This is a genomic window from Micromonospora sp. NPDC048947 (assembly GCF_040649495.1).
GTDB lineage: Bacteria > Actinomycetota > Actinomycetes > Mycobacteriales > Micromonosporaceae > Micromonospora > Micromonospora alfalfae.
The window spans coordinates 684,359-701,327 of sequence record NZ_JBEZFO010000001.1; the positions used below are offsets into that span (position 1 = coordinate 684,359).

20 protein-coding genes and 1 pseudogene are annotated in these 16,969 nt (G+C 69.9%); 13 read left to right on the forward strand and 8 right to left on the reverse strand.

Translation table 11 applies throughout. The annotated features are described in order from the left end of the window. Positions 1 to 215: 215 nt before the first annotated feature. The gene (locus AB0B98_RS03015) at positions 216 to 743 is read right to left on the reverse strand and encodes an HAD domain-containing protein (protein WP_357360433.1); all 528 of its coding nucleotides are present in this window, start codon (positions 741 to 743) and stop codon (positions 216 to 218) included. Positions 744 to 941: 198 nt separating this feature from the next. Here AB0B98_RS03015 and AB0B98_RS03020 point away from each other — a divergent pair, with 198 nt between their 5' ends. Next, a complete protein-coding gene (locus AB0B98_RS03020) occupies positions 942 to 2,147 on the forward strand; it encodes a tyrosine-type recombinase/integrase (protein WP_357360435.1) in 1,206 nt (401 codons plus the stop codon). Continuing rightward, entirely contained in the window at positions 2,144 to 2,860 is a 717-nt protein-coding gene (locus AB0B98_RS03025) for a tyrosine-type recombinase/integrase (RefSeq protein WP_357360438.1), read from the forward strand. The genes AB0B98_RS03020 and AB0B98_RS03025 overlap by 4 nt, the downstream gene beginning before the upstream one ends. Before the next feature lie 166 nt (positions 2,861 to 3,026). Here AB0B98_RS03025 and AB0B98_RS03030 read toward each other — a convergent pair whose 3' ends face one another. Continuing rightward, positions 3,027 to 4,034 carry a serine/threonine protein phosphatase gene (locus tag AB0B98_RS03030; protein ID WP_357360439.1) on the reverse strand — a complete coding sequence of 336 codons (1,008 nt, stop codon included), beginning with the start codon at positions 4,032 to 4,034 and terminating at the stop codon, positions 3,027 to 3,029. Between the two features lie 348 nt (positions 4,035 to 4,382). Next, a pseudogene (locus AB0B98_RS03035) lies at positions 4,383 to 4,904 on the reverse strand (NADAR family protein); the annotation flags it as partial. A 159-nt stretch (positions 4,905 to 5,063) separates the two neighbouring features. Here AB0B98_RS03035 and AB0B98_RS03040 point away from each other — a divergent pair. Next, the gene (locus AB0B98_RS03040; protein ID WP_357360440.1) at positions 5,064 to 5,597 is read left to right on the forward strand and encodes a DUF6817 domain-containing protein; all 534 of its coding nucleotides are present in this window, start codon (positions 5,064 to 5,066) and stop codon (positions 5,595 to 5,597) included. Between the two features lie 47 nt (positions 5,598 to 5,644). Continuing rightward, positions 5,645 to 6,061: a pantetheine-phosphate adenylyltransferase gene (gene coaD / locus AB0B98_RS03045; protein ID WP_357360442.1), complete on the forward strand. Its 417-nt coding sequence runs from the start codon at positions 5,645 to 5,647 to the stop codon at positions 6,059 to 6,061. Here the strand turns inward: coaD and AB0B98_RS03050 are convergent. Together AB0B98_RS03050 and AB0B98_RS03055 are read right to left on the reverse strand one after the other, a co-directional pair. After that, the gene (locus AB0B98_RS03050) at positions 6,038 to 6,193 is read right to left on the reverse strand and encodes a hypothetical protein (RefSeq protein WP_357269593.1); all 156 of its coding nucleotides are present in this window, start codon (positions 6,191 to 6,193) and stop codon (positions 6,038 to 6,040) included. The genes coaD and AB0B98_RS03050 overlap by 24 nt on opposite strands. A 151-nt stretch (positions 6,194 to 6,344) precedes the next feature. After that, positions 6,345 to 6,971 carry a disulfide bond formation protein DsbA gene (locus tag AB0B98_RS03055; protein WP_357360444.1) on the reverse strand — a complete coding sequence of 209 codons (627 nt, stop codon included), beginning with the start codon at positions 6,969 to 6,971 and terminating at the stop codon, positions 6,345 to 6,347. 39 nt (positions 6,972 to 7,010) lie between these two features. Here AB0B98_RS03055 and AB0B98_RS03060 point away from each other — a divergent pair, with 39 nt between their 5' ends. The 3 genes from AB0B98_RS03060 (at position 7,011) to AB0B98_RS03070 (ending at position 8,765) form a co-directional block, all read left to right on the forward strand. Further along, positions 7,011 to 7,538, forward strand: a complete 528-nt coding sequence (locus AB0B98_RS03060) for a MarR family transcriptional regulator (RefSeq protein ID WP_357360446.1) — start codon at positions 7,011 to 7,013, stop codon at positions 7,536 to 7,538. 44 nt (positions 7,539 to 7,582) lie between these two features. After that, the gene (locus tag AB0B98_RS03065) at positions 7,583 to 8,113 is read left to right on the forward strand and encodes a GNAT family N-acetyltransferase (RefSeq protein WP_357360448.1); all 531 of its coding nucleotides are present in this window, start codon (positions 7,583 to 7,585) and stop codon (positions 8,111 to 8,113) included. A 91-nt stretch (positions 8,114 to 8,204) separates the two neighbouring features. Beyond that, entirely contained in the window at positions 8,205 to 8,765 is a 561-nt protein-coding gene (locus AB0B98_RS03070; protein WP_357360450.1) for a GNAT family protein, read from the forward strand. 95 nt (positions 8,766 to 8,860) lie between these two features. Here the strand turns inward: AB0B98_RS03070 and AB0B98_RS03075 are convergent, their stop codons facing one another. Continuing rightward, positions 8,861 to 9,877, reverse strand: coding sequence for an ATP-binding protein (locus tag AB0B98_RS03075; RefSeq protein ID WP_357360452.1), 1,017 nt, complete (start codon positions 9,875 to 9,877; stop codon positions 8,861 to 8,863). After that, positions 9,870 to 10,565: a response regulator transcription factor gene (locus AB0B98_RS03080; RefSeq protein WP_238667934.1), complete on the reverse strand. Its 696-nt coding sequence runs from the start codon at positions 10,563 to 10,565 to the stop codon at positions 9,870 to 9,872. Before AB0B98_RS03080 ends, AB0B98_RS03075 begins: the two co-directional genes overlap by 8 nt. 159 nt (positions 10,566 to 10,724) lie before the next feature. On the opposite strand from AB0B98_RS03080, the gene AB0B98_RS03085 reads away from it, so the two are divergent. Further along, on the forward strand, positions 10,725 to 11,804 hold the full coding sequence (locus AB0B98_RS03085; protein WP_357360455.1) for an NAD-dependent epimerase/dehydratase family protein: 1,080 nt from the start codon (positions 10,725 to 10,727) through the stop codon (positions 11,802 to 11,804). Here AB0B98_RS03085 and AB0B98_RS03090 read toward each other — a convergent pair. Further along, entirely contained in the window at positions 11,776 to 13,140 is a 1,365-nt protein-coding gene (locus AB0B98_RS03090; RefSeq protein WP_357360457.1) for a hypothetical protein, read from the reverse strand. The two genes, AB0B98_RS03085 and AB0B98_RS03090, sit on opposite strands and share 29 nt — an antisense overlap. 147 nt (positions 13,141 to 13,287) lie before the next feature. On the opposite strand from AB0B98_RS03090, the gene AB0B98_RS03095 reads away from it, so the two are divergent. The 5 genes from AB0B98_RS03095 (at position 13,288) to AB0B98_RS03115 (ending at position 16,928) form a co-directional block, all read left to right on the forward strand. Then, positions 13,288 to 13,968: a glycosyltransferase family 2 protein gene (locus tag AB0B98_RS03095; protein WP_238667937.1), complete on the forward strand. Its 681-nt coding sequence runs from the start codon at positions 13,288 to 13,290 to the stop codon at positions 13,966 to 13,968. After that, positions 13,965 to 14,645 (forward strand): DUF2064 domain-containing protein, encoded by a 681-nt coding sequence (locus AB0B98_RS03100; RefSeq protein WP_357360459.1) that lies wholly within the window; start codon positions 13,965 to 13,967, stop codon positions 14,643 to 14,645. The genes AB0B98_RS03095 and AB0B98_RS03100 overlap by 4 nt, the downstream gene beginning before the upstream one ends. A 125-nt stretch (positions 14,646 to 14,770) precedes the next feature. Continuing rightward, complete coding sequence (locus tag AB0B98_RS03105; RefSeq protein ID WP_357360580.1) at positions 14,771 to 15,358, forward strand: class I SAM-dependent methyltransferase; 588 nt, start codon at positions 14,771 to 14,773, stop codon at positions 15,356 to 15,358. Further along, a complete protein-coding gene (locus tag AB0B98_RS03110; protein ID WP_357360461.1) occupies positions 15,355 to 16,521 on the forward strand; it encodes a molybdopterin-dependent oxidoreductase in 1,167 nt (388 codons plus the stop codon). The genes AB0B98_RS03105 and AB0B98_RS03110 overlap by 4 nt, the downstream gene beginning before the upstream one ends. Then, on the forward strand, positions 16,518 to 16,928 hold the full coding sequence (locus AB0B98_RS03115; protein ID WP_357360463.1) for a hypothetical protein: 411 nt from the start codon (positions 16,518 to 16,520) through the stop codon (positions 16,926 to 16,928). The genes AB0B98_RS03110 and AB0B98_RS03115 overlap by 4 nt, the downstream gene beginning before the upstream one ends. The last annotated feature ends 41 nt before the right edge of the window (positions 16,929 to 16,969 follow it).

Consider the following 16,969-nt stretch of genomic DNA (forward strand, 5'->3'; position numbering starts at 1 on the left):
GGTATCCGGGCTCAGGCTTGAGCGGCCCTGGCGACGGGGTGGAGGGTTCGCACGCGGTGCCTCTGGCGCATCACACGACCACAGACACAATGTGTTCGGTTCGTTAAGTTCGCGTTGCGGACAAGTGTTAGCGATCGCATCTATGAGTGTCAAGGGATCGACCATGGCCGCTCCCTCGCGACCCCGGTCACGCCACCCGTCATCCACGGTCCCGGTCAGACAGTGCCGTCACCCTCCCGAAGCCATCGATGGACGACGGCGAAGTCCGCCTCGGTCAGGCCCGTGTACGGGTCGACGCGATGCAGCAGCGCCCGCGCCGGGTGGTGGGCCCTCACGAAGCGACGGTCGGCTTCGGTGATCTCGTCGTCGAGCCACACGAAGGGGCCCCCTGCTGCCCACCGGGTCAGGAACGCTGTCTTCCAGTGCAGGCCACGCCCCGTCTCCTCGTCGTCGTCGGGCCAGTCAACGACGGGCAGGTCCGGAAGCCCGAGCCGGGGGGAGACGACCTCGTTCGCCTCCGCCATCCACGTCGTCGCCCAGACCAACTCGCCCTTTAAGGCGAGCAGGCGACGACCGTCATCCGGGTTGAGACGAACAAGGAGGGGGTTGCCGGTAGTTTCCGTCTGCCGCTTGGCGGTCCCGCCCGACGGACGTCTCTGGCCACCCGGTCGGGCCTTGAACGGAATCAGCGGTCCCTCCACATCGAGGAAGATGACCGGACGTCCGGCGAGGCCGGGAGTCACGCCGGAACCGTCCGCTGCCGACCTTGATCCTCGAGCGCCTCACGCACCTGCATGAGCGCTTATGCGGACCTGGTGGTTATGCCGATCTGACCAGCGGGCAGCCGCATATTCCTGGTGTTCGATGGTTCACATGTCGGCATAAGCCGATCATCGGGCGAGGTTGCCTCCTCCTGTCGATGACGAGGGAGGGGACTGAACATGTCGAGTGATGCCGTGCCGATGTCCGGGCCGCTGATGCCGCACGTTGACGGCTTCGCGGCAGTGTTGGCCGCCCAGGGCTACGCGGCTGGGACCGTGACGCTTTACCGCCAGCACGTGGGACATCTGAGTCGCTGGTTGGAAACCCGCGCACTCGGGGCCGGCGTACTGAGCGAAGGGCTGATCGAAGAATTCCTGGTTGAACGTCACGCAAGAGGCCGTCAGACGCGGTTGCGGGTCAGCTCATTCGCGTCAGCGTTGGCTTACCTTCGCGGCGTCGGTGTGATCAGGTCACCGGAGCAGGCGCCTGTCGGCGAGGTCGATGCACTGCTCCTCCGGTTCGCTGGCTATCTGGCCAAGGAGCGGGGCCTGGCGCAGCCGACGGTCTCGCTGCGGACACAGCTCGTGCGCCCGTTCCTGGTGAGCCTGACGGAGCGCGGTGGGCTGGATCTGCCGTCGCTGACTGCTGAGGATGTAACCGCCTTCATTGTCGCGGAATCCCAGGTCCGGCCGGCGTCGGTTCCACCGACGGTCACTGCGCTGCGTTCCCTGTTGCGTTTCCTGCATGTTGAGGGCGTCGTTTCGGCAGGATTGGCCAGCGCGGTGCCGGCGGCCAACAGCCGGAGACTGGCCGGGTTGCCCAAGGCGCTGCCCGCGGAGCGGGTTGCCGCCATGTTGGCGACCTGCGACCTAGCCACTGCGGTGGGGCGTCGCAATCTGGCCATCCTCAAGCTGCTTGCCCGGTTGGGCCTGCGTTCCGGTGAGGTGGCTTGCCTGCGGCTCGATCACATCGACTGGCGCCGCGGCGAGGTCATGATCATGGGCAAAGGAAGCCGCCACGAGCGACTACCTCTGCCGGGTGACGCGGGGAGCGCGATCGTGGCGTACCTGCAGGACGGCCGACAGGCGGGTGTGCATCGGGAGGTGTTCCTCTGTGCCCGGGGCCCATACCGGCCCATGAGTCCCGACGCGGTCAGCAACGTCGCTGCAGTGGCCGCGCGTAAAGCCGGCCTCGGCATCGTCCGCGGACACCGGCTGCGGCACAGCGCCGCGACTGCCATGCTCGCCGCCGGCGGATCGCTCACCGAGATCGGCCAGGTGCTGCGCCACCAGCACACGGCAACGACAGCCATCTACGCCAAGGTCGACATCGAAGGACTGCGTCGCGTCGCCCGTCCCTGGCCGACGCCGGAGGCAGCCGCATGAGCGCCCTGCGGCAGACCCTCGCCGATTACCTGGCCGTCCGCCGGGCCTTGGGCTACAAACTCGAACGCGCGGAAAAGCTCCTCGGACAGTTCCTGGACTACTTGCACGACGAAGACGCCCACACGGTCACTGTCGAGCATGCCATCGCATGGGCGACCGCACCGGCCGGGGACCCCTGGTGGCACGCTCTACGGATGAACGCGGTCCGCCCGTTCGCGGTCTACCTGCACGCCCCACACCTGGGCACCGGAGCGCACGTCAGCTGCATCGGCAAAGGCCGCAAACAGCGGATCACGCCGCTGACCAAGGACACCGTCACCACGCTGAAGAACTGGCTCAAAGACCGCGGCGGAGTACCCGCCGACCCACTGTTCCCCACCCGCTCGGGCACCGCCATCACCCGGGACGCGCTCGAACGGCGAGTAACCAAGCACGCCGCGACCGCCGCACTGGCCTGCCCGACCCTCGCCGAGAAAAAGATCTCCCCGCATGTCCTGCGCCACTCCGCAGCCATGCGGTTGTTGAACGCCGGAGTCGACACCACCGTCATCGCCCTCTGGCTCGGCCACGAAAGCGTTGCCACAACCCAGATCTATATCCACGCCGACCTCGCACTCAAGGAACGCGCGCTGGCCCGAACCACGCCGCTCGGCACTACTCCAGGGCGCTACCAGCCCACCGACACGATCGTCGCCTTCCTGGAGAACTTGTGATTATGCCGACGCCACCCGCTGGCTCGCCGACGAGCCAGCAGGTCGGCTGCACACAGGAATCCTCGATTCAACGAGGGGCTCGTCGACCCGACGACGTCCGGAGCCGAGAGGAGGGTGTTGTCCGCTTCCTCAACTTGCCCGATCCGCATTGATCCGGACCGTGGTTTCAGCCGGGATACTCGGCGTGAAGGTCGCCGTCGAACAGGCGCCAGCAGAAGTCGTTCATCCGGGCGGCTGCGGGGGCGTGTCTGGCAATGATCTCCCTCACGGGCGGCGGCACGTCCGGTGGGATGTCTCCGGTCGCACATCGGCGCACAAACTGGTCGCGGGCGATGGGACCGCTGTCGGCCGGCACGGGCACCCCGCACACCGAGGTGACCAGCCAGTTCACCAGCCGCATGGAAGCGTAGTCGGCATCGTGACCGGCATTGCGGGCAGCGAAGTCGCGCTCGGCGTCCGACAGGTCGAAGCGCGGTGAGGTGGCGAGCCCGAAGTCGACCAGGTAGAGCCGGTCGTCGTCGGCCCTGATGTTGCCGAAGTGTCCGTCCAAGTGCAGCAGCTCGCGGTGACACAGGAACGCCACCATCTCGAACAACTGCCGCTCGACCGTCGCGGCTCTGCCGACCGGGTCGTCAAGCCAGCGGGGCAATCCGTCGGGGAGATATTCGAGAAACAGCACGAGGCTCGCGGTCGCGCCCGCCAGCGCTTCGAACCGGGCACGCACGGCCTGGTTACCACCGAACTGGGCGACGACGGCGTCGATGTCGAGGTGCTCGGGCGCGACCGGCGGGCGGCCGGGCAGCACCCGCCAGTGGTGCAACAGCGGGAACGATTCCGTCTCCCCGGCGAGGACGCCCTCGGTGACGCTCTGGTTTGCGGCCAGCTCGCGCCACGCGCCGAAGCCCGGACCGGCCAGGCGGTACATGCCGTATTGGCAACGGACCGGCAGGTCGAACAGGTTCGCCGTGCTGTGCGGATGATCCAGCTCCCGGTCGGTGATCGGAACCCGCTTGACGAACACGGGCGTGCCATCGACATCGGCGATCGAAGAGCCGCCTCCCACGCCTACACCCACGGGTGACGCGGCCTGCAACAAGGCCGACAGTTCACCGTCGGCGCAGGCGGCCAACGACGCCGCGACGCGGTCATGAAGGGAACGGCGGGTAGGGAGCATCGCTGCATCATGCCATCGGGCGACAGCCCTCTTGGTGCAGTGCCGAGCGCCTTCCTGCGGCAGGCGTCGATGATGCGCCGGATGCGACGGTGACGGCGCCGCAAAGGTTGGAAGAGTACTGGTACAGAACGTGACGACTCACTGTCATGCGCGATCCGCGCGTCATCTCACGCCAACGATCCCTCGCCGCTGGCAACGACGGCGGGTTGCCCGGCTCACCCGGCGTCGCAATACCGATGGCCCGGGTGCCTCACGTTCCTGAGCGGGACGAGACTTCTCCGGAGGCCCCATCGGCATAACCGTTAGGTCCGCATAAGTCGCGTTATGCCGACTTCGGCATAACGGCACGAAGCCCAGCAGGTTGAGCCCTCGCCAACAGGCGGGGTCGCTCGCAGCCGGATCGTCGCGGTTCAGGCCGATGCCCCAGATCCGGTCGACCGGGCTGGCCTCCACCAGGACTCGCTGCCCGGTAGCCAGCAGAAACGCCCGGAGTGCGGGATGCTGATCGAATATCGCGAGGTTGCCGGCCACCACGATCGCGAAGCGGTGTTCGCTCCAGGTCTGCTGATCGAAACCCGCGACGCGTCCCCCCAGCACCTTCGCGGCGTGGGGATGCGGCGCGGCGAGGATCTGTTCCGCCATCGCGCGGTCGCCGAACAGGGTGGCCTTGCGCCACATCATGTAGTGCTCCGCAGTGGCGAACCGCCTGTCGTTGGCGGTGAACGACGCCGACCACCACTGGCTCAGGCAGCCTGCGCCGACACCCCCGTCACGTTCAGGCTGGTGCCCCCAGAAGAACAGGAATTTGACCTCATGACCCTGCGCTTGCGCAGCGGCCAGGTCCGCGACGCTACGAACCGATGCCAGCATGATGGAGAGTGTGTGGCACCGGCGCTGCGCGTACCCCGCATTTTCGACCGCGACAACGTGTTCGCGGCCGCCGCGACGCCAGGCATGCCCACGGCGCTGTGACATATTGCCCACGTCCGGTGGCCATCGGATTCGACGGTCGATGCCTACAGTCGGACCATGAGCACCGACGACGGCGTGCGGGTCTGGCTCCGCCGGCAGGGAGCTGAGCAGATCGCCCATCCCGGAGGCAACCTGTACGCCCACCTCTGTCGAGTCAGCGAACGACTCGCCGTGCTCGGCTGCGCACGTGACGTGCAAGCAGCGGGCCTCACCCACGCCGTCTACGGGACCGACGGATTCGACCTCACCCTGCTGGATCGGGCCGATCGTGCGGTGCTGCGGGATCTCGTTGGCGCCGGCGCCGAGGAGCTCGTCTATCTGTACGGCGCCTGCGACCGTGGACGCAGCTGGCGGGAGCTGGCAAGGACCGGCGAGGTGTTCGACCGCTTCGCACGTCAGGTGCGGACGCCCGGCGAGACTCAACTTCAATCCCTGGTGGACCTGAGCATCGTCAACGAGCTGGACGTCATCGAGCACGATCCTGCGGTGGCGGACCGGCACGGGGCCTACTTCCGGGAGCTGTTCGCGTCGTGGGCCCCAATCGCCTCGGAGCAGGTCATCAGCGATGCGCAGCGGGTCTTGCGGCAGTGACACCCGAATCGTCGCGTCCGACAGCACGGGCCTCCGGCCGCGTACGGGTGCGAGCCGTCTACCCCGGTAGCTTCGATCCCTTCACTCCGGGGCATGTGAATGTGGTCAGCCGGGCACGTGCTCTCTTCGACGAAGTGGTCGTGCTCGTCGCGGTCAACAGCATCAAGCATCCTGGCAGCGACGAAGAGGCTCGGGCGGCCGCCGTCCGGGCCGTGCTGCCGGTCGAGTGGACCTCGGTCACCGTTGCGGCCTGGAGCGGGTTGACCGCCACCTACTGTCGTCTCCGGGAAGCAGGAGTGATCGTCCGTGGAGTGCGTAACACCACCGACCTCCGGGCCGAGTACCAGCTCGCAGCGATGAACCAGTCACTGGGCGTACCCACGGTGTTTCTGCCGGCGCAGCCCGAACTGGCCGCTGTCTCGTCGACAGCGGTACGCACGCTAGGGGCGTGGCGGGCCGAGTAGGGCGGCGATCATCGCTTCGGGCTCGATGGTGGTTGGTCGATCGCTGACCTGCCCGTCGGCGAGTTCGATGACCCGCCACACACCCGCGAGAGCGCCCAAGGCGCGGGTCGACCAGTCCGTTGTGCTGCGCATCGTCCTCCCTCCGCCTGGACCGCCGGCGGTGGCCGGCCAACGGACACTATCGATTCGAGTCGACGCGACGCCGAACACCCGGTGACGAAGCATCGACAGACCTGGGTCGACCAGTGCGGGGGTAACCAGCTCCCCAGCGGCGGTGGTGGAGCTACGCGAAGGTGAGGCCGTCGGACCGGGCGCGTTTGAGCTCGGAGAAAGCCCGGCAGCCGGCGAGCAGGCGAGCGCCGTCGAAGACGCGGACGGCCTCCTCGCCACGAGGGATGGAGCTCAGCACGGGCCCGAAGAAGGCCACGTCGTCGACGACGACCGTCGGGGTGCCGAGGTCCTCGCCCACCAGTTGCTGCGCACGGGCGGTGCTGGCCCGCATCTGTGGATCGAGCTCGCTGCGCGAGGCGGCGGCGGCCAGGTCGGCGGGGAGGCCGGCCTCGGCCAGGGCCAGCGGGACGACGGTGTCGAAGTCCTTGTCGCCGCCGTCGTGGATCCGGCGGCCGAGCGCCGGGTACAGCCGTGCGAGGGCGGCGGAGCCGTGTTGCGCCGCTGCCGCCACGCACACCCTGGCCGGGCCCCACGCCCGGTCGTTGAATTCGCGGTACCAGGGCTCCAGGTCACGATGCTCGTTGATCACCGCGAGGCTCATCACCTCGAACCGCAGATTGAGCGGCCGCATTTTCGCGACCTCCATGAGCCAGCGGGAGGTGATCCAGGCGAACGGGCAGGACGGATCCACGTACGCCGTGACCAGCGGAGCTGACGTTCGAGGGGAGTTGTCTTCCACGGAAGACAATTTATCTTCCGTGGAAGCTAAGATGCAACAGTGGATGACGACCGGATCGCCGACATCGTTGGTCAGTGGGGTCGCGAGCGACCGGACCTCGACCCCACCCCGCTGCTGATCATCGGTCGCATCCAACAACTGGCCGCTGTCCTCGATGTGGCCCTGCGGCCGCCGTTCGCCGCTGCGGACCTCGGCAACGGCGACTTCGACGTGCTCGCCGCGCTGCGCCGCGAGGGCGAGCCATACACGCTCACGGCGGGCCAGTTGAGCCAACGGATGCTCGTCACCACCGGGGCGGTCACCAAGCGGGTGGACCGGCTGATCGCCCGAGGCCTCGTGTCCCGCTCGGTCTCCACAGCCGACGCGCGCGGCAGACTGGTCGGGCTGACGCCGACCGGCGTGGTGTTGACCGACCGGCTCATCGAGGAACATCTGGCCAACGAGGCGGCGATCCTTCGCGGCCTGACCGACAGTGACCGCCGAACCCTTGAGCGCCTACTGGCGGCGATGAATCGGACCCTGGCCTCGGGAGAGTTCGGACCCGGGGGCGACGGCCACGACGGGTGACACCTCCTCTCACGAGGGTCCAGTTCTCGGATTACCATTCGCTCATGGACGACACCACCGGCGGCGTACGCATCAGACGCGGTGGTCCGGCCGACGCACCCGCCGTACTGGACATGCTCGACTCCGCGGTGGTCTGGATGAACGACCGCGGCAACACCGAACAGTGGGGCACGACGCCGTTCTCGGAGAAACCCGAAAGGGCCGAACAGGTCGATCGGTACCTGAGCGAGAACCTCCCGTTCATCGCGGAACTCGACGGGACGCCCGCCGCAGCCCTGGTGTTGGATTCCGGGCCCGACCCCCGGGCACCGATCGCGCCCGCGGACGAACCCGAGCGGTTCGTCCGCCTCCTGGTCTCCGACCGACGATTCGCCGGCCGAAAGATCGGGTCGGCCCTGTTGGCACACGCGGTTGAGGAAACCCGGCGCGCCGGCGTGCGATTGCTACGGGTCGACTGCTGGGCGGGCGGTGGCGGCGAGTTGGTGGCGTACTACGAGCGCCAGGGGTTCACCCCCACCGAGACCTTCCTGGTGGGATCCTGGCCGGGGCAGGTGCTGGCCCAGCGGGTCGATTGAGCCGTGCGCCCTCTGCCACTGAGGACGGGGCGGGGCCATCGCAATGATATTGGGACGTCCCGCCGGGGTGCGTCCACTAGCGTCCCGCCTCATGGAGAACACCACCGTACGCACTGAACGCCTCGAGCTTCGCCCAGTGCGGGACGAGGACGTCGACCGGATCCTGGAGTACCGAAACCTGCCGCAGGTCACGCACTGGCTACTACGCACACAGGTCGACCCCGCATCCTTCCGCGCGGCATGGCGACGGGCGGCCGCAGACCCCGACGACCACAGCATGGCGGCCACGCTCGACGGCGTGGTGATCGGAACCGTCTCGCTCGACGTCGTCGACGGCATGGGTCAACCCGGCATGCCACCACGGACCGAGGCCCAGCTCGGCTACATCTTCGATCCGGCCTACCGCGGAAATGGGTACGCGACCGAGGCGGTGACCGCTGTGGTGGCGCACGCATTCGACAGCCTGGGCATTCGCAGAATCACCGCCGGCTGCTTCGCGGACAACCTCGCCTCGGTGCGCATCCTCGAGAAGGTCGGCATGCGTCGTGAGGAGCACGGCGTCGGCGATTCCTGGCACGCCGAACTGGGCTGGGTCGACGGCTACACCTACGCCGTCCTCGCCGAGGCATGGCATCGAGAGCCAGCACCGTAGGACCGGTCCAGCGGAAACTAGATCTTCCCACCACTCGTCGTCGTCGAAGCCGACCTCGCCCTCTGCTGTCCTCCGGCGCAGTGCCCGGGTGCGCCTCAGGCGGTCGCCAGGCGGACCATGAACTGGCAGCCGTCGGAGGTGTTGCGCACCTCGACCCGACCGCCGTGCGCCTCCACCAGGCCACGAACGATGGCCAGGCCGAGCCCTCCGGACGCCCCACCGTCACCGGGGCCAGGGGTCCGGGCCGGTTCACCACGGAACGCGATGTCGAACAGCCGGGGAAGGTCCGCCGGGGGGATGCCGCCACAGGTGTCGGCAACCGACAGCCAGGCGTGGTCCTCCTCCCGGCCGGCTTCGATGCGTACGGTGCCGTCGGCCGGGGTGTAGCGGACGGCGTTGAGCAGCAGATTGGCCACCACCCGCGCCAGTTCCGGTTCGCTCGCGGCGACAGTGGGCCACCCCGACTCGCTGGCGATCAGCTTGATGCGGCGAGCGTCGGCCAGTGGGATGGTGCTGGCCAGCGCGTCCGAGACCACCTCGCCGAGCGGCACCGCCGTCAACGACAACCGCAACGCTCCCGCGTTGATCCGGGACAGCTCGAACAGGTCGTCGACGAGTCGGGTCATCCGGTCGGTCTCCACGCGGATGCGTCGGTGGTACTCGTCTACCGTTTCCGGATCGCGGACCACCCGGTCCTCCAGCGCCTCCGCCATCGCCCGCAGCCCGGCCAGCGGGGTCCGCAGGTCGTGGGAGACCCAGGCGACCAGGTCGCGTCGTCCCTTCTCCAGTTGCCGTTCCCGCTCCCGAGCCTGGTCACGCCACACCGCGGCGCGGGCCAGTCGCCGGCCGAAGTGCCCGCCGACGGCGAGGCTGACCACCGCCGCCGCCGCGACGGTGATCAGGACCACCTCACTGTCGTGCGCGGAGAGGAACATCGCCTCCGCGACCGCCATCACCCCGACGGCGACGGCGACCACTGTGGTGGTGAGCAGCACGCTGAGGTGCACGGTGATCGAGCTGCGTCGAAGCGCGCGGAGCAGCACCGCGCCGGCGAGACCGATGCCGAGGGCCGCGCCGAGGGCGATCGCGAAGATCAGGAGTACGTCACGCATGGGCCGGCTCGTAGCGGTAGCCGACACCCCAGACGGTCACGATCCGCTGCGGATCGGCCGGGTTGGCCTCGATCTTCTCCCGCAGTCGGCGTACGTGCACTGTCACTGTCGAATGGTCCCCGAAGTTCCAGCCCCACACCTGCTCAAGAAGTTCGGCCCGGCCGAAGACCCGGGACGGATGCCGCATGAGATGGACGAGCAGGTCGAATTCGCGCAACGTCAGGGCCAGATCCGCACCGGCGAGGCGGGCGGTTCGGGAGGCCGTGTGCACCACCAGGTCGCCGTCGGTGAGCGCCTCCGGCCGCTCAGGTGGAGTCCCACCTCCGGCGCGACGAAGCACCGAACGGACCCGCAGCACCAGTTCCCGGGGTGAGAAGGGCTTGGTCAGGTAGTCGTCCGCGCCGAGTTGCAGCCCGAGGATCCGGTCGGACTCGTCACCGCGGGCGGTCAGCATGACGATCGGCACGCCGTCGGGCCGTACCCGCAGTGCCCGGCACACCTCCAGGCCGTTGATCCGGGGCAGCATCAGGTCGAGCACTACCAGGTGTGGCGCCTGCCGCTCCACGGCCGCCAGTGCCGCCGCACCGTCCGCCGCGAGGCTCACCTGGAAGCCATCGTTCTCGAGGTAACGACGAATGACGTCGCTCACTGTCTGATCGTCGTCGACCACCAGCACACGCTGCGTCACGGACCTTCCCCGTTCCGCCCCGTCAACGTCTCCCCCAGATGTCCATCGGCCCAGCGTAGCCACGCACCAGCCGCCGCCCGCGCCAGCAAACCTTGCGAGGTTCTTACGGCTGCGTTCGGAAACCCGCCCAGGCGTACGCGGGGTCATACGGTGACCGGAATGCGGATACTTGTCACCGGTGCGGCCGGCTTCATCGGCTCACACGTCGCGGACCTGCTCACCGACGACGGGCACGAGGTGGTGGCCGTTGACGCGCTCCTGCCCGAGGCGCACGGTGCGACGGCACCGCCCTGGACCGAGCGGCACGACCTGGTGGTCGGCGACGTGCGGAACACCGAGTTGCTGACCCGGCTACTGACCGGGGTCGACGCGGTCTGCCATCAGGCAGCCATGGTCGGCCACGGCATCGACCCGGCCGACGCCCCCCGATACGCCGCGCACAACGACCTCGGCACTGCCACCCTCCTCGCGGCGATGCACGCCGCCGGGGTACGCCGACTGGTGCTGGCCAGCTCGATGGTGGTCTACGGCGAGGGCCGCTACCACTGCCCCACCCATGGAATCGTCAGGCCTGCCGGCCGCCGGGTCGCCGACCTGGCCGAGGGCTTTTACGAGCCGACCTGCCCTCGCTGCGACCAGGCGCTCTCCCCCGGTCTGGTGCCCGAGGACGCGCCGCTGGAGCCGCACAGCACGTACGCCGCCACCAAGTTGGCCCAGGAACACCTCGCCGGCGCCTGGGCCCGGCAGACCGGCGGATCGGTCTGGGCCCTGCGCTACCACAACGTCTACGGTCCGCGAATGCCCCGCGACACCCCGTATTCGGGGGTCGCGTCAATCTTCCGGTCGGCACTGGCCGCCGGAGGAGCGCCCCGGGTGCTGGAGGACGGCCGGCAACGGCGCGACTTCGTGCACGTGACCGACGTGGCGGCGGCCAACCTGCTGGCCCTCACGACACCGGCACCGGACCCCCTGACCCCGATCAACGTCTGCTCGGGCGAGCCGCACACCGTCGGCGAGCTGGCCCACGAGCTGGCGTCGGCGATGGGCGGGCCAGCGCCGGTCACGGTCGGGGGCGGACGGGCGGCCGACGTACGGCATGTCGTGGCCGACCCGGCGCGCGCCACCCGGCTGCTTGGTTTCACCGCCCGGGTCGGCTTCGCCGCCGGCATCGCCGACTTCACCACAGCGGTCATGCGAGACCCGGCATCGGTCACGACACCGTCCACAGTAGGTGGTTGACGGCGAGAGCCGTGGCGGCCTGGGCGGCCAACCACCACCGCCGGTGACAGCGGGGCAGGTGCGCGGTGGCGACCAACAGCCAGACGGCGAACGGTAGCCAGATCCGCTCGACCTCTGCCTTGCTGAGCCCGGACAGGTCCGCCGCGAGCACCGCCACCGCCGCCGCGATGGGCAACCACACAGTGGGTCCGGCGCTGGCGATCCGCTGCCGAAAGGCCGTCGCGAGCGGTGGGTGCGGCGCTCGGATCGACAAGGCGGCCACCGCCCGCCGCAGCGCCGGCCCGACCACCGGGCCGGCCGAGAGCAGCAGGGCGGCAAGATTCGCCCAGACCCAGTAACCGTACGGGCGTTCCGCCGCCCAGCCCTGGTAGTAACGACGTGCCACCAGGTGGTAGCCGTCCAACCACCAGAAGCCGGCGACTGTGAACGCGGCGACGACGGCCGCGACCGCCGTCGCCGCGACCAGGAACACGCCGAGGCGGTCCCGCGCCCGGAGCAGCACCACTGTCAACGCGAGCAACCCGACCAGGACGAACCCGTACGACAGGTAGAGCGCGAAACCGAGTAACAACCCGCCCAGTACGGCCCCCGGTCGGCCACCCACCGCCAGCAGCGCCAACCCGGCCGCTACCACCGCGGCGAAGATCCCGTCCGCGGACGCGCCCACCCAGACCGCCCCCGGGAGGAGCACCAGGAACGGCCACACCGCCCGGGCAGCGTCCTCGGCGCCGAGTGCCCGCAGCGCCACCGGAACCGACACCGACACCGTGGCGCCGAGCAGCACGCAGGCGAGCCCGGCGACGGTCCCACCGCCGAGGCCCATCCGCTCCAGCCAGACGAAGAACAGCAACGCTCCCGGTGGGTGAGCGGCAGCGTGGGTGGACCACGAATCGGGCTGGAAGTCGAGAATCCGGTCGGCGAAGCCGGACAGCATGATGCTGACGTCCGTCACCCGGGGCACCTCGTGCAGGTACTCGGCCTGCACGGTGAGCCGCTCGGTCAACCCCGCGGACCAGCCGTCCACCAGAGCCAGGGACAGCGTCCAGAGCAGCGAGGCGACATAGCCGACCACCAGCAGCCGCGGCCACCGCGTGTCGGTTCCCCAGCGTGTGCCCCGCCAGACGAACAGCGCCGCGACGAGAAGCGCGACGGGGGTGCCGGGCCCCAGATGGGGTTGCCAACTCGCGTAGAGCGGCGCCGCGTCGGCGTGCAGTCGTACGCCCTGATGGTTGAGCAGGGCACCGACGGCGACGGCGACGGCGAGCAGTGCCACCTCGACGCCGAGGACGGTCAGGTCGGCGGACCGGGTTCGTCCCGGCCGGGTCATCATGGTCATGGTGACGGCCGACGATACGACCTCCCACCAGGCATTCGACGGCCGCACGGTGAGACGTCAGAGAGTCGTAAGATCCGGTGCCGTGTAAGCGATTCGTAAGGAGCAACAGCGGTCCGGACGGCCGGTGGCGGGCCTAGCGTCGCCGGTATGCACACAACGATCGACGTGGTGCTGCCGTGTCTTGACGAGGCGGCCGCACTGCCTGCCGTACTGAGCGGGCTACCGCCCGGCTACCGCGCCATCGTGGTCGACAACGGCTCCACCGACGGTTCGCCGGTCGTCGCGGCCGAGTACGGGGCGCGGGTCGTCCACGAGCCGCGACGGGGGTACGGAGCGGCAGTACACGCCGGCCTGCTGGCGGCGGAGACGGATCTGGTCTGCGTGCTCGACGCGGACGGCTCGTTCGACCCGGCCGAGTTGCCCAGGCTCGTCTCGGCGGTGCTCGACGGGCAGGCCGATCTCGCCGTCGGACGGCGTCGACCGGTCTCGGCGGACGCCTGGCCGTGGCATGCCCGCGCCGGGAACGCGCTGGTCGCGGCCCTGCTGCGGCGTCGCGGCGTGCCGGTGTACGACATCAGCCCGATCCGGGTCGCCCGCCGGGCGGCGCTGCTCGGACTCGGTGTCGACGACCGCGCGTTCGGCTATCCCCTGGAACTGCTGCTGCGCGCGGCCGGAGCGGGCTGGCGAATCCTCGAACTGGACGTCGCGTACGCGCCGCGGGCCGCCGGTACCAGCTCGAAGGTCTCCGGGTCGGTCCGGGGCACGCTGCGGGCGACCCGGGACTTCGCCGGAGTGCTGCGCGCCGACGCCGCCGGTGGTGGCCGGTGAACGTCCTGCTCCTGGTTGCGAAGGCACCGGTCGCCGGGCAGGCCAAGACGCGCCTCTGCCCGCCCGCCGATCCCATCCAGGCGGCCCGGATCGCGGCGGCGTCGCTGTTGGACACCCTCGCGGCGGTACGCGCCACCGCCTCGACCATTCCCGTGCTGGCCCACACCGGTCGGTTCGCCGATGCCGAGTACGGCGCGGAGCTCACCGCCGCGTTGGCGGGCTGGCACCTGCTTGCGCAGCGTGGCGACACGTTCGCCGACCGCCTCGCGAACGCCCACGCCGACACCGCTGCGGCATTTCCCGGCCGACCGGTGCTGCAGATCGGCATGGACACCCCGCAGATCGGGCCGGCAATGCTCACCACGGCCCTGGACCGGCTCGCCGAACACCAGGCGGTGTTCGGACCGGCGCTGGATGGCGGCTGGTGGGCACTCGGGTTACGCGATCCCAGGTACGCGAGCGCCTTACGCGACGTACCCATGTCGACCGACGACACCGGGCGCCGCACCCTCGCCGCGCTGCACGGGCGCGGCCTGCAACCGGCGATCCTGCCCGTACAGCGGGATGTCGACGACTGGTCGACGGCGCTGGCGGTCGCGGCCGACCTGCCCGGCACCCGGTTCGCGGACGCCGTCACGGCGGTGGACCGCCATCTGCTGATCGGGCACCCCCGGTGACTTCGGCCATCAGTCTCGACGGTTTCGCCGTGGTGCTGGGCAGACTCGGCGGGTGGTCCGCAGACCCTGACGCCTACGCCACGCCGGTCGGCCGCCCGAGGCCCGCGACCCAACCCGACCATTGGCTGGTGCACACCGACGGGCGACGTGACCTGTTGCCGGTACGGCGCTGGCACGGCCCGCCCGAACCGGCGATCGAGTCCGTCGCCGCACGCTGCACCGGGCCCACAATCGACCTCGGTTGCGGCCCCGGCCGGCTGACCAGGGCACTCGCCCAGCGCGGCCTCGTCGCACTGGGGGTGGACATCTCCGCCGAGGCGGTACGTCTGACCCAGGACCGGGGGGTCATCGCCCTGCGACGCGACGTCTTCGAACCCCTTCCCGGCGAGGGGAGGTGGGCGCACGCCCTGCTCATCGACGGCAACATCGGCATCGGTGGCGACCCGGTCCGCCTGCTGCGCCGGTGCGGCACCCTGATCGCGGCCGACGGAACGCTGCTGGTCGAGGTGGAACCCCCGGGGGCCGGGCTCTGGCAGGGACAGGCGTACGTGGTGTCCGGGTCGTCCGGCGATCGGGAACTGCGCGGGTCGGTGTTCCGCTGGGCGCGGGTCGGAGCGGAGGCGGTGTCCAGTGCCGCCGCCGCTGCCGGCCTGCGGGTCGTCGACCGTTTCCGGTTCGGTCCACGCTGGTTCGCCGAGTTGGCGCGTCCATGATCCGCCGGCCACGCGTCCCCGTGCCCGAGGACTTCACCGCGCCCTCGCACTCACCACTGGTCACCGCCCGGCTCGGTCTCTGGCTCGCTGTGGCGTTCGGGCTGTGTTTCGGCACCGGGCTGCTCAGTCACTACATCCAGCACCCGCCGGGCTGGTTCACCTGGCCGACCCGACCGGTGAACCTGTACCGGATCACCCAGGGCGTCCACGTGCTCTCCGGTGTCGCGGCGATCCCGTTGCTGCTGGCCAAGCTGTGGAGCGTCTACCCCCGGCTGTTTGTCCGTCCGCCAGCGCGTCAGCCGATCCGGTTGTCCGCCCACGCCCTCGAACGGATCTCCGTCCTGGTGCTGGTCTGCGCGGCGTTCTTCGAACTGGTCACGGGCCTGTTCAACGTCGCCCAGTCGTACCCGTGGGGGTTCTTCTTTCCGACGGCGCACTACGCGGTCGCCTGGCTGGTGGTGGGCGCGCTGCTGCTGCACGTCGCGGTGAAGCTCCCCGTCGCCCGCGCGGCGCTGAGCACGCCACTGCGACGCAGCGGAGCGGCGCCGGCTGCGACACCGGGGCCTGACGATCGGGACTCGTCCGAGCGACGGGCGTTCCTCCGTACCTCGGCGGGCGTCGCCGGCATCGCCGTGCTGGCCACCGCCGGGGTCACAGTGCCGTGGCTACGTCGGGTGTCGCCGCTGGCGTGGCGTTCCGCGTCCGGGCCGCAGGGCGTACCGATCAACCGTACGGCGGCTGCCGCGCACATCTCCGTTCCCCCGGACTGGCGGCTGGAGATCGTCTGGTCGGGCGGGCGGAACAGCCTGTCCCTGGCCGACCTCGCGGCCCTGCCGCAACGCACAGCGGAACTGCCGATCGCCTGTGTCGAGGGCTGGAGCGCCTCGGCCCACTGGACCGGCGTGCCCGTCGTGCAGTTGCTCCGCTGGGCCGGCGCACCGACCGGCCGACCGGTTCGAGTCACCTCACTGGAAACCGACGGCCTGTACGCGGCGAGCACACTCCCCGCGGCCCATGCCCGGGACCCGCTGACCCTGCTCGCGCTGCGGATCAACGGCGAGGAGCTGTCGCCCGACCACGGTTACCCCTGCCGACTCATCGCGCCGAGCCGGCCTGGGGTCCTGCAGACCAAGTGGGTGGCCCGGCTGGAGGTGCTGCGGTGAGAGTCACCCGACTGCTCCTGCTCGTGGTCGGCGCCACGGCCACCGCGTACGGCTGTTGGTTGCTCCTGCCTCAGCTCGGCACCGCCCTGCCGTGGCTGATCGGCGGCCCGGTGCTGCACGACGTCCTGGTGGCACCGCTGGTCGGACTGGTCGGGTTGGCGCTGGGTCGACTGGTGACGAACCGGTTACGTCTGGCCTGGATCGTCGCCGGTCTGATGGCCAGCGCCACGTTGCTGCTGATCGCCGTGCCCCTGCTGTGGCGACCACCCTCGGCGCCTCCGAACCCGGGCCTACCGGACCGCGACTACCCGCTGGGGCTCGCTGTCGGGCTGGCTGTCCTCTGGGCCGCGATCGTTGTCGTCCTGGTCGTCGCCGCCACGCTCGACCGACGCACCGACCGTCGGTGAATTCGCTCCACGCGTTCCCTACTCGTCGCTCAGGAGGGGCA

What these genes read in the sequence shown, in the direction of transcription:
- AB0B98_RS03020 (WP_357360435.1), top strand. Translation starts at nt 942, where the DNA reads ATGTCGAGTGATGCCGTGCCGATGTCCGGGCCGCTGATGCCGCACGTT.
- AB0B98_RS03025 (WP_357360438.1), top strand. Translation starts at nt 2,144, where the DNA reads ATGAGCGCCCTGCGGCAGACCCTCGCCGATTACCTGGCCGTCCGCCGG.
- AB0B98_RS03030 (WP_357360439.1), bottom strand. Translation starts at nt 4,034, where the DNA reads ATGCTCCCTACCCGCCGTTCCCTTCATGACCGCGTCGCGGCGTCGTTG.
- AB0B98_RS03040 (WP_357360440.1), top strand. Translation starts at nt 5,064, where the DNA reads ATGAGCACCGACGACGGCGTGCGGGTCTGGCTCCGCCGGCAGGGAGCT.
- AB0B98_RS03050 (WP_357269593.1), bottom strand. Translation starts at nt 6,193, where the DNA reads ATGCGCAGCACAACGGACTGGTCGACCCGCGCCTTGGGCGCTCTCGCG.
- AB0B98_RS03065 (WP_357360448.1), top strand. Translation starts at nt 7,583, where the DNA reads ATGGACGACACCACCGGCGGCGTACGCATCAGACGCGGTGGTCCGGCC.
- AB0B98_RS03070 (WP_357360450.1), top strand. Translation starts at nt 8,205, where the DNA reads ATGGAGAACACCACCGTACGCACTGAACGCCTCGAGCTTCGCCCAGTG.
- AB0B98_RS03075 (WP_357360452.1), bottom strand. Translation starts at nt 9,877, where the DNA reads ATGCGTGACGTACTCCTGATCTTCGCGATCGCCCTCGGCGCGGCCCTC.
- AB0B98_RS03085 (WP_357360455.1), top strand. Translation starts at nt 10,725, where the DNA reads ATGCGGATACTTGTCACCGGTGCGGCCGGCTTCATCGGCTCACACGTC.
- AB0B98_RS03090 (WP_357360457.1), bottom strand. Translation starts at nt 13,140, where the DNA reads ATGACCATGATGACCCGGCCGGGACGAACCCGGTCCGCCGACCTGACC.
- AB0B98_RS03095 (WP_238667937.1), top strand. Translation starts at nt 13,288, where the DNA reads ATGCACACAACGATCGACGTGGTGCTGCCGTGTCTTGACGAGGCGGCC.
- AB0B98_RS03110 (WP_357360461.1), top strand. Translation starts at nt 15,355, where the DNA reads ATGATCCGCCGGCCACGCGTCCCCGTGCCCGAGGACTTCACCGCGCCC.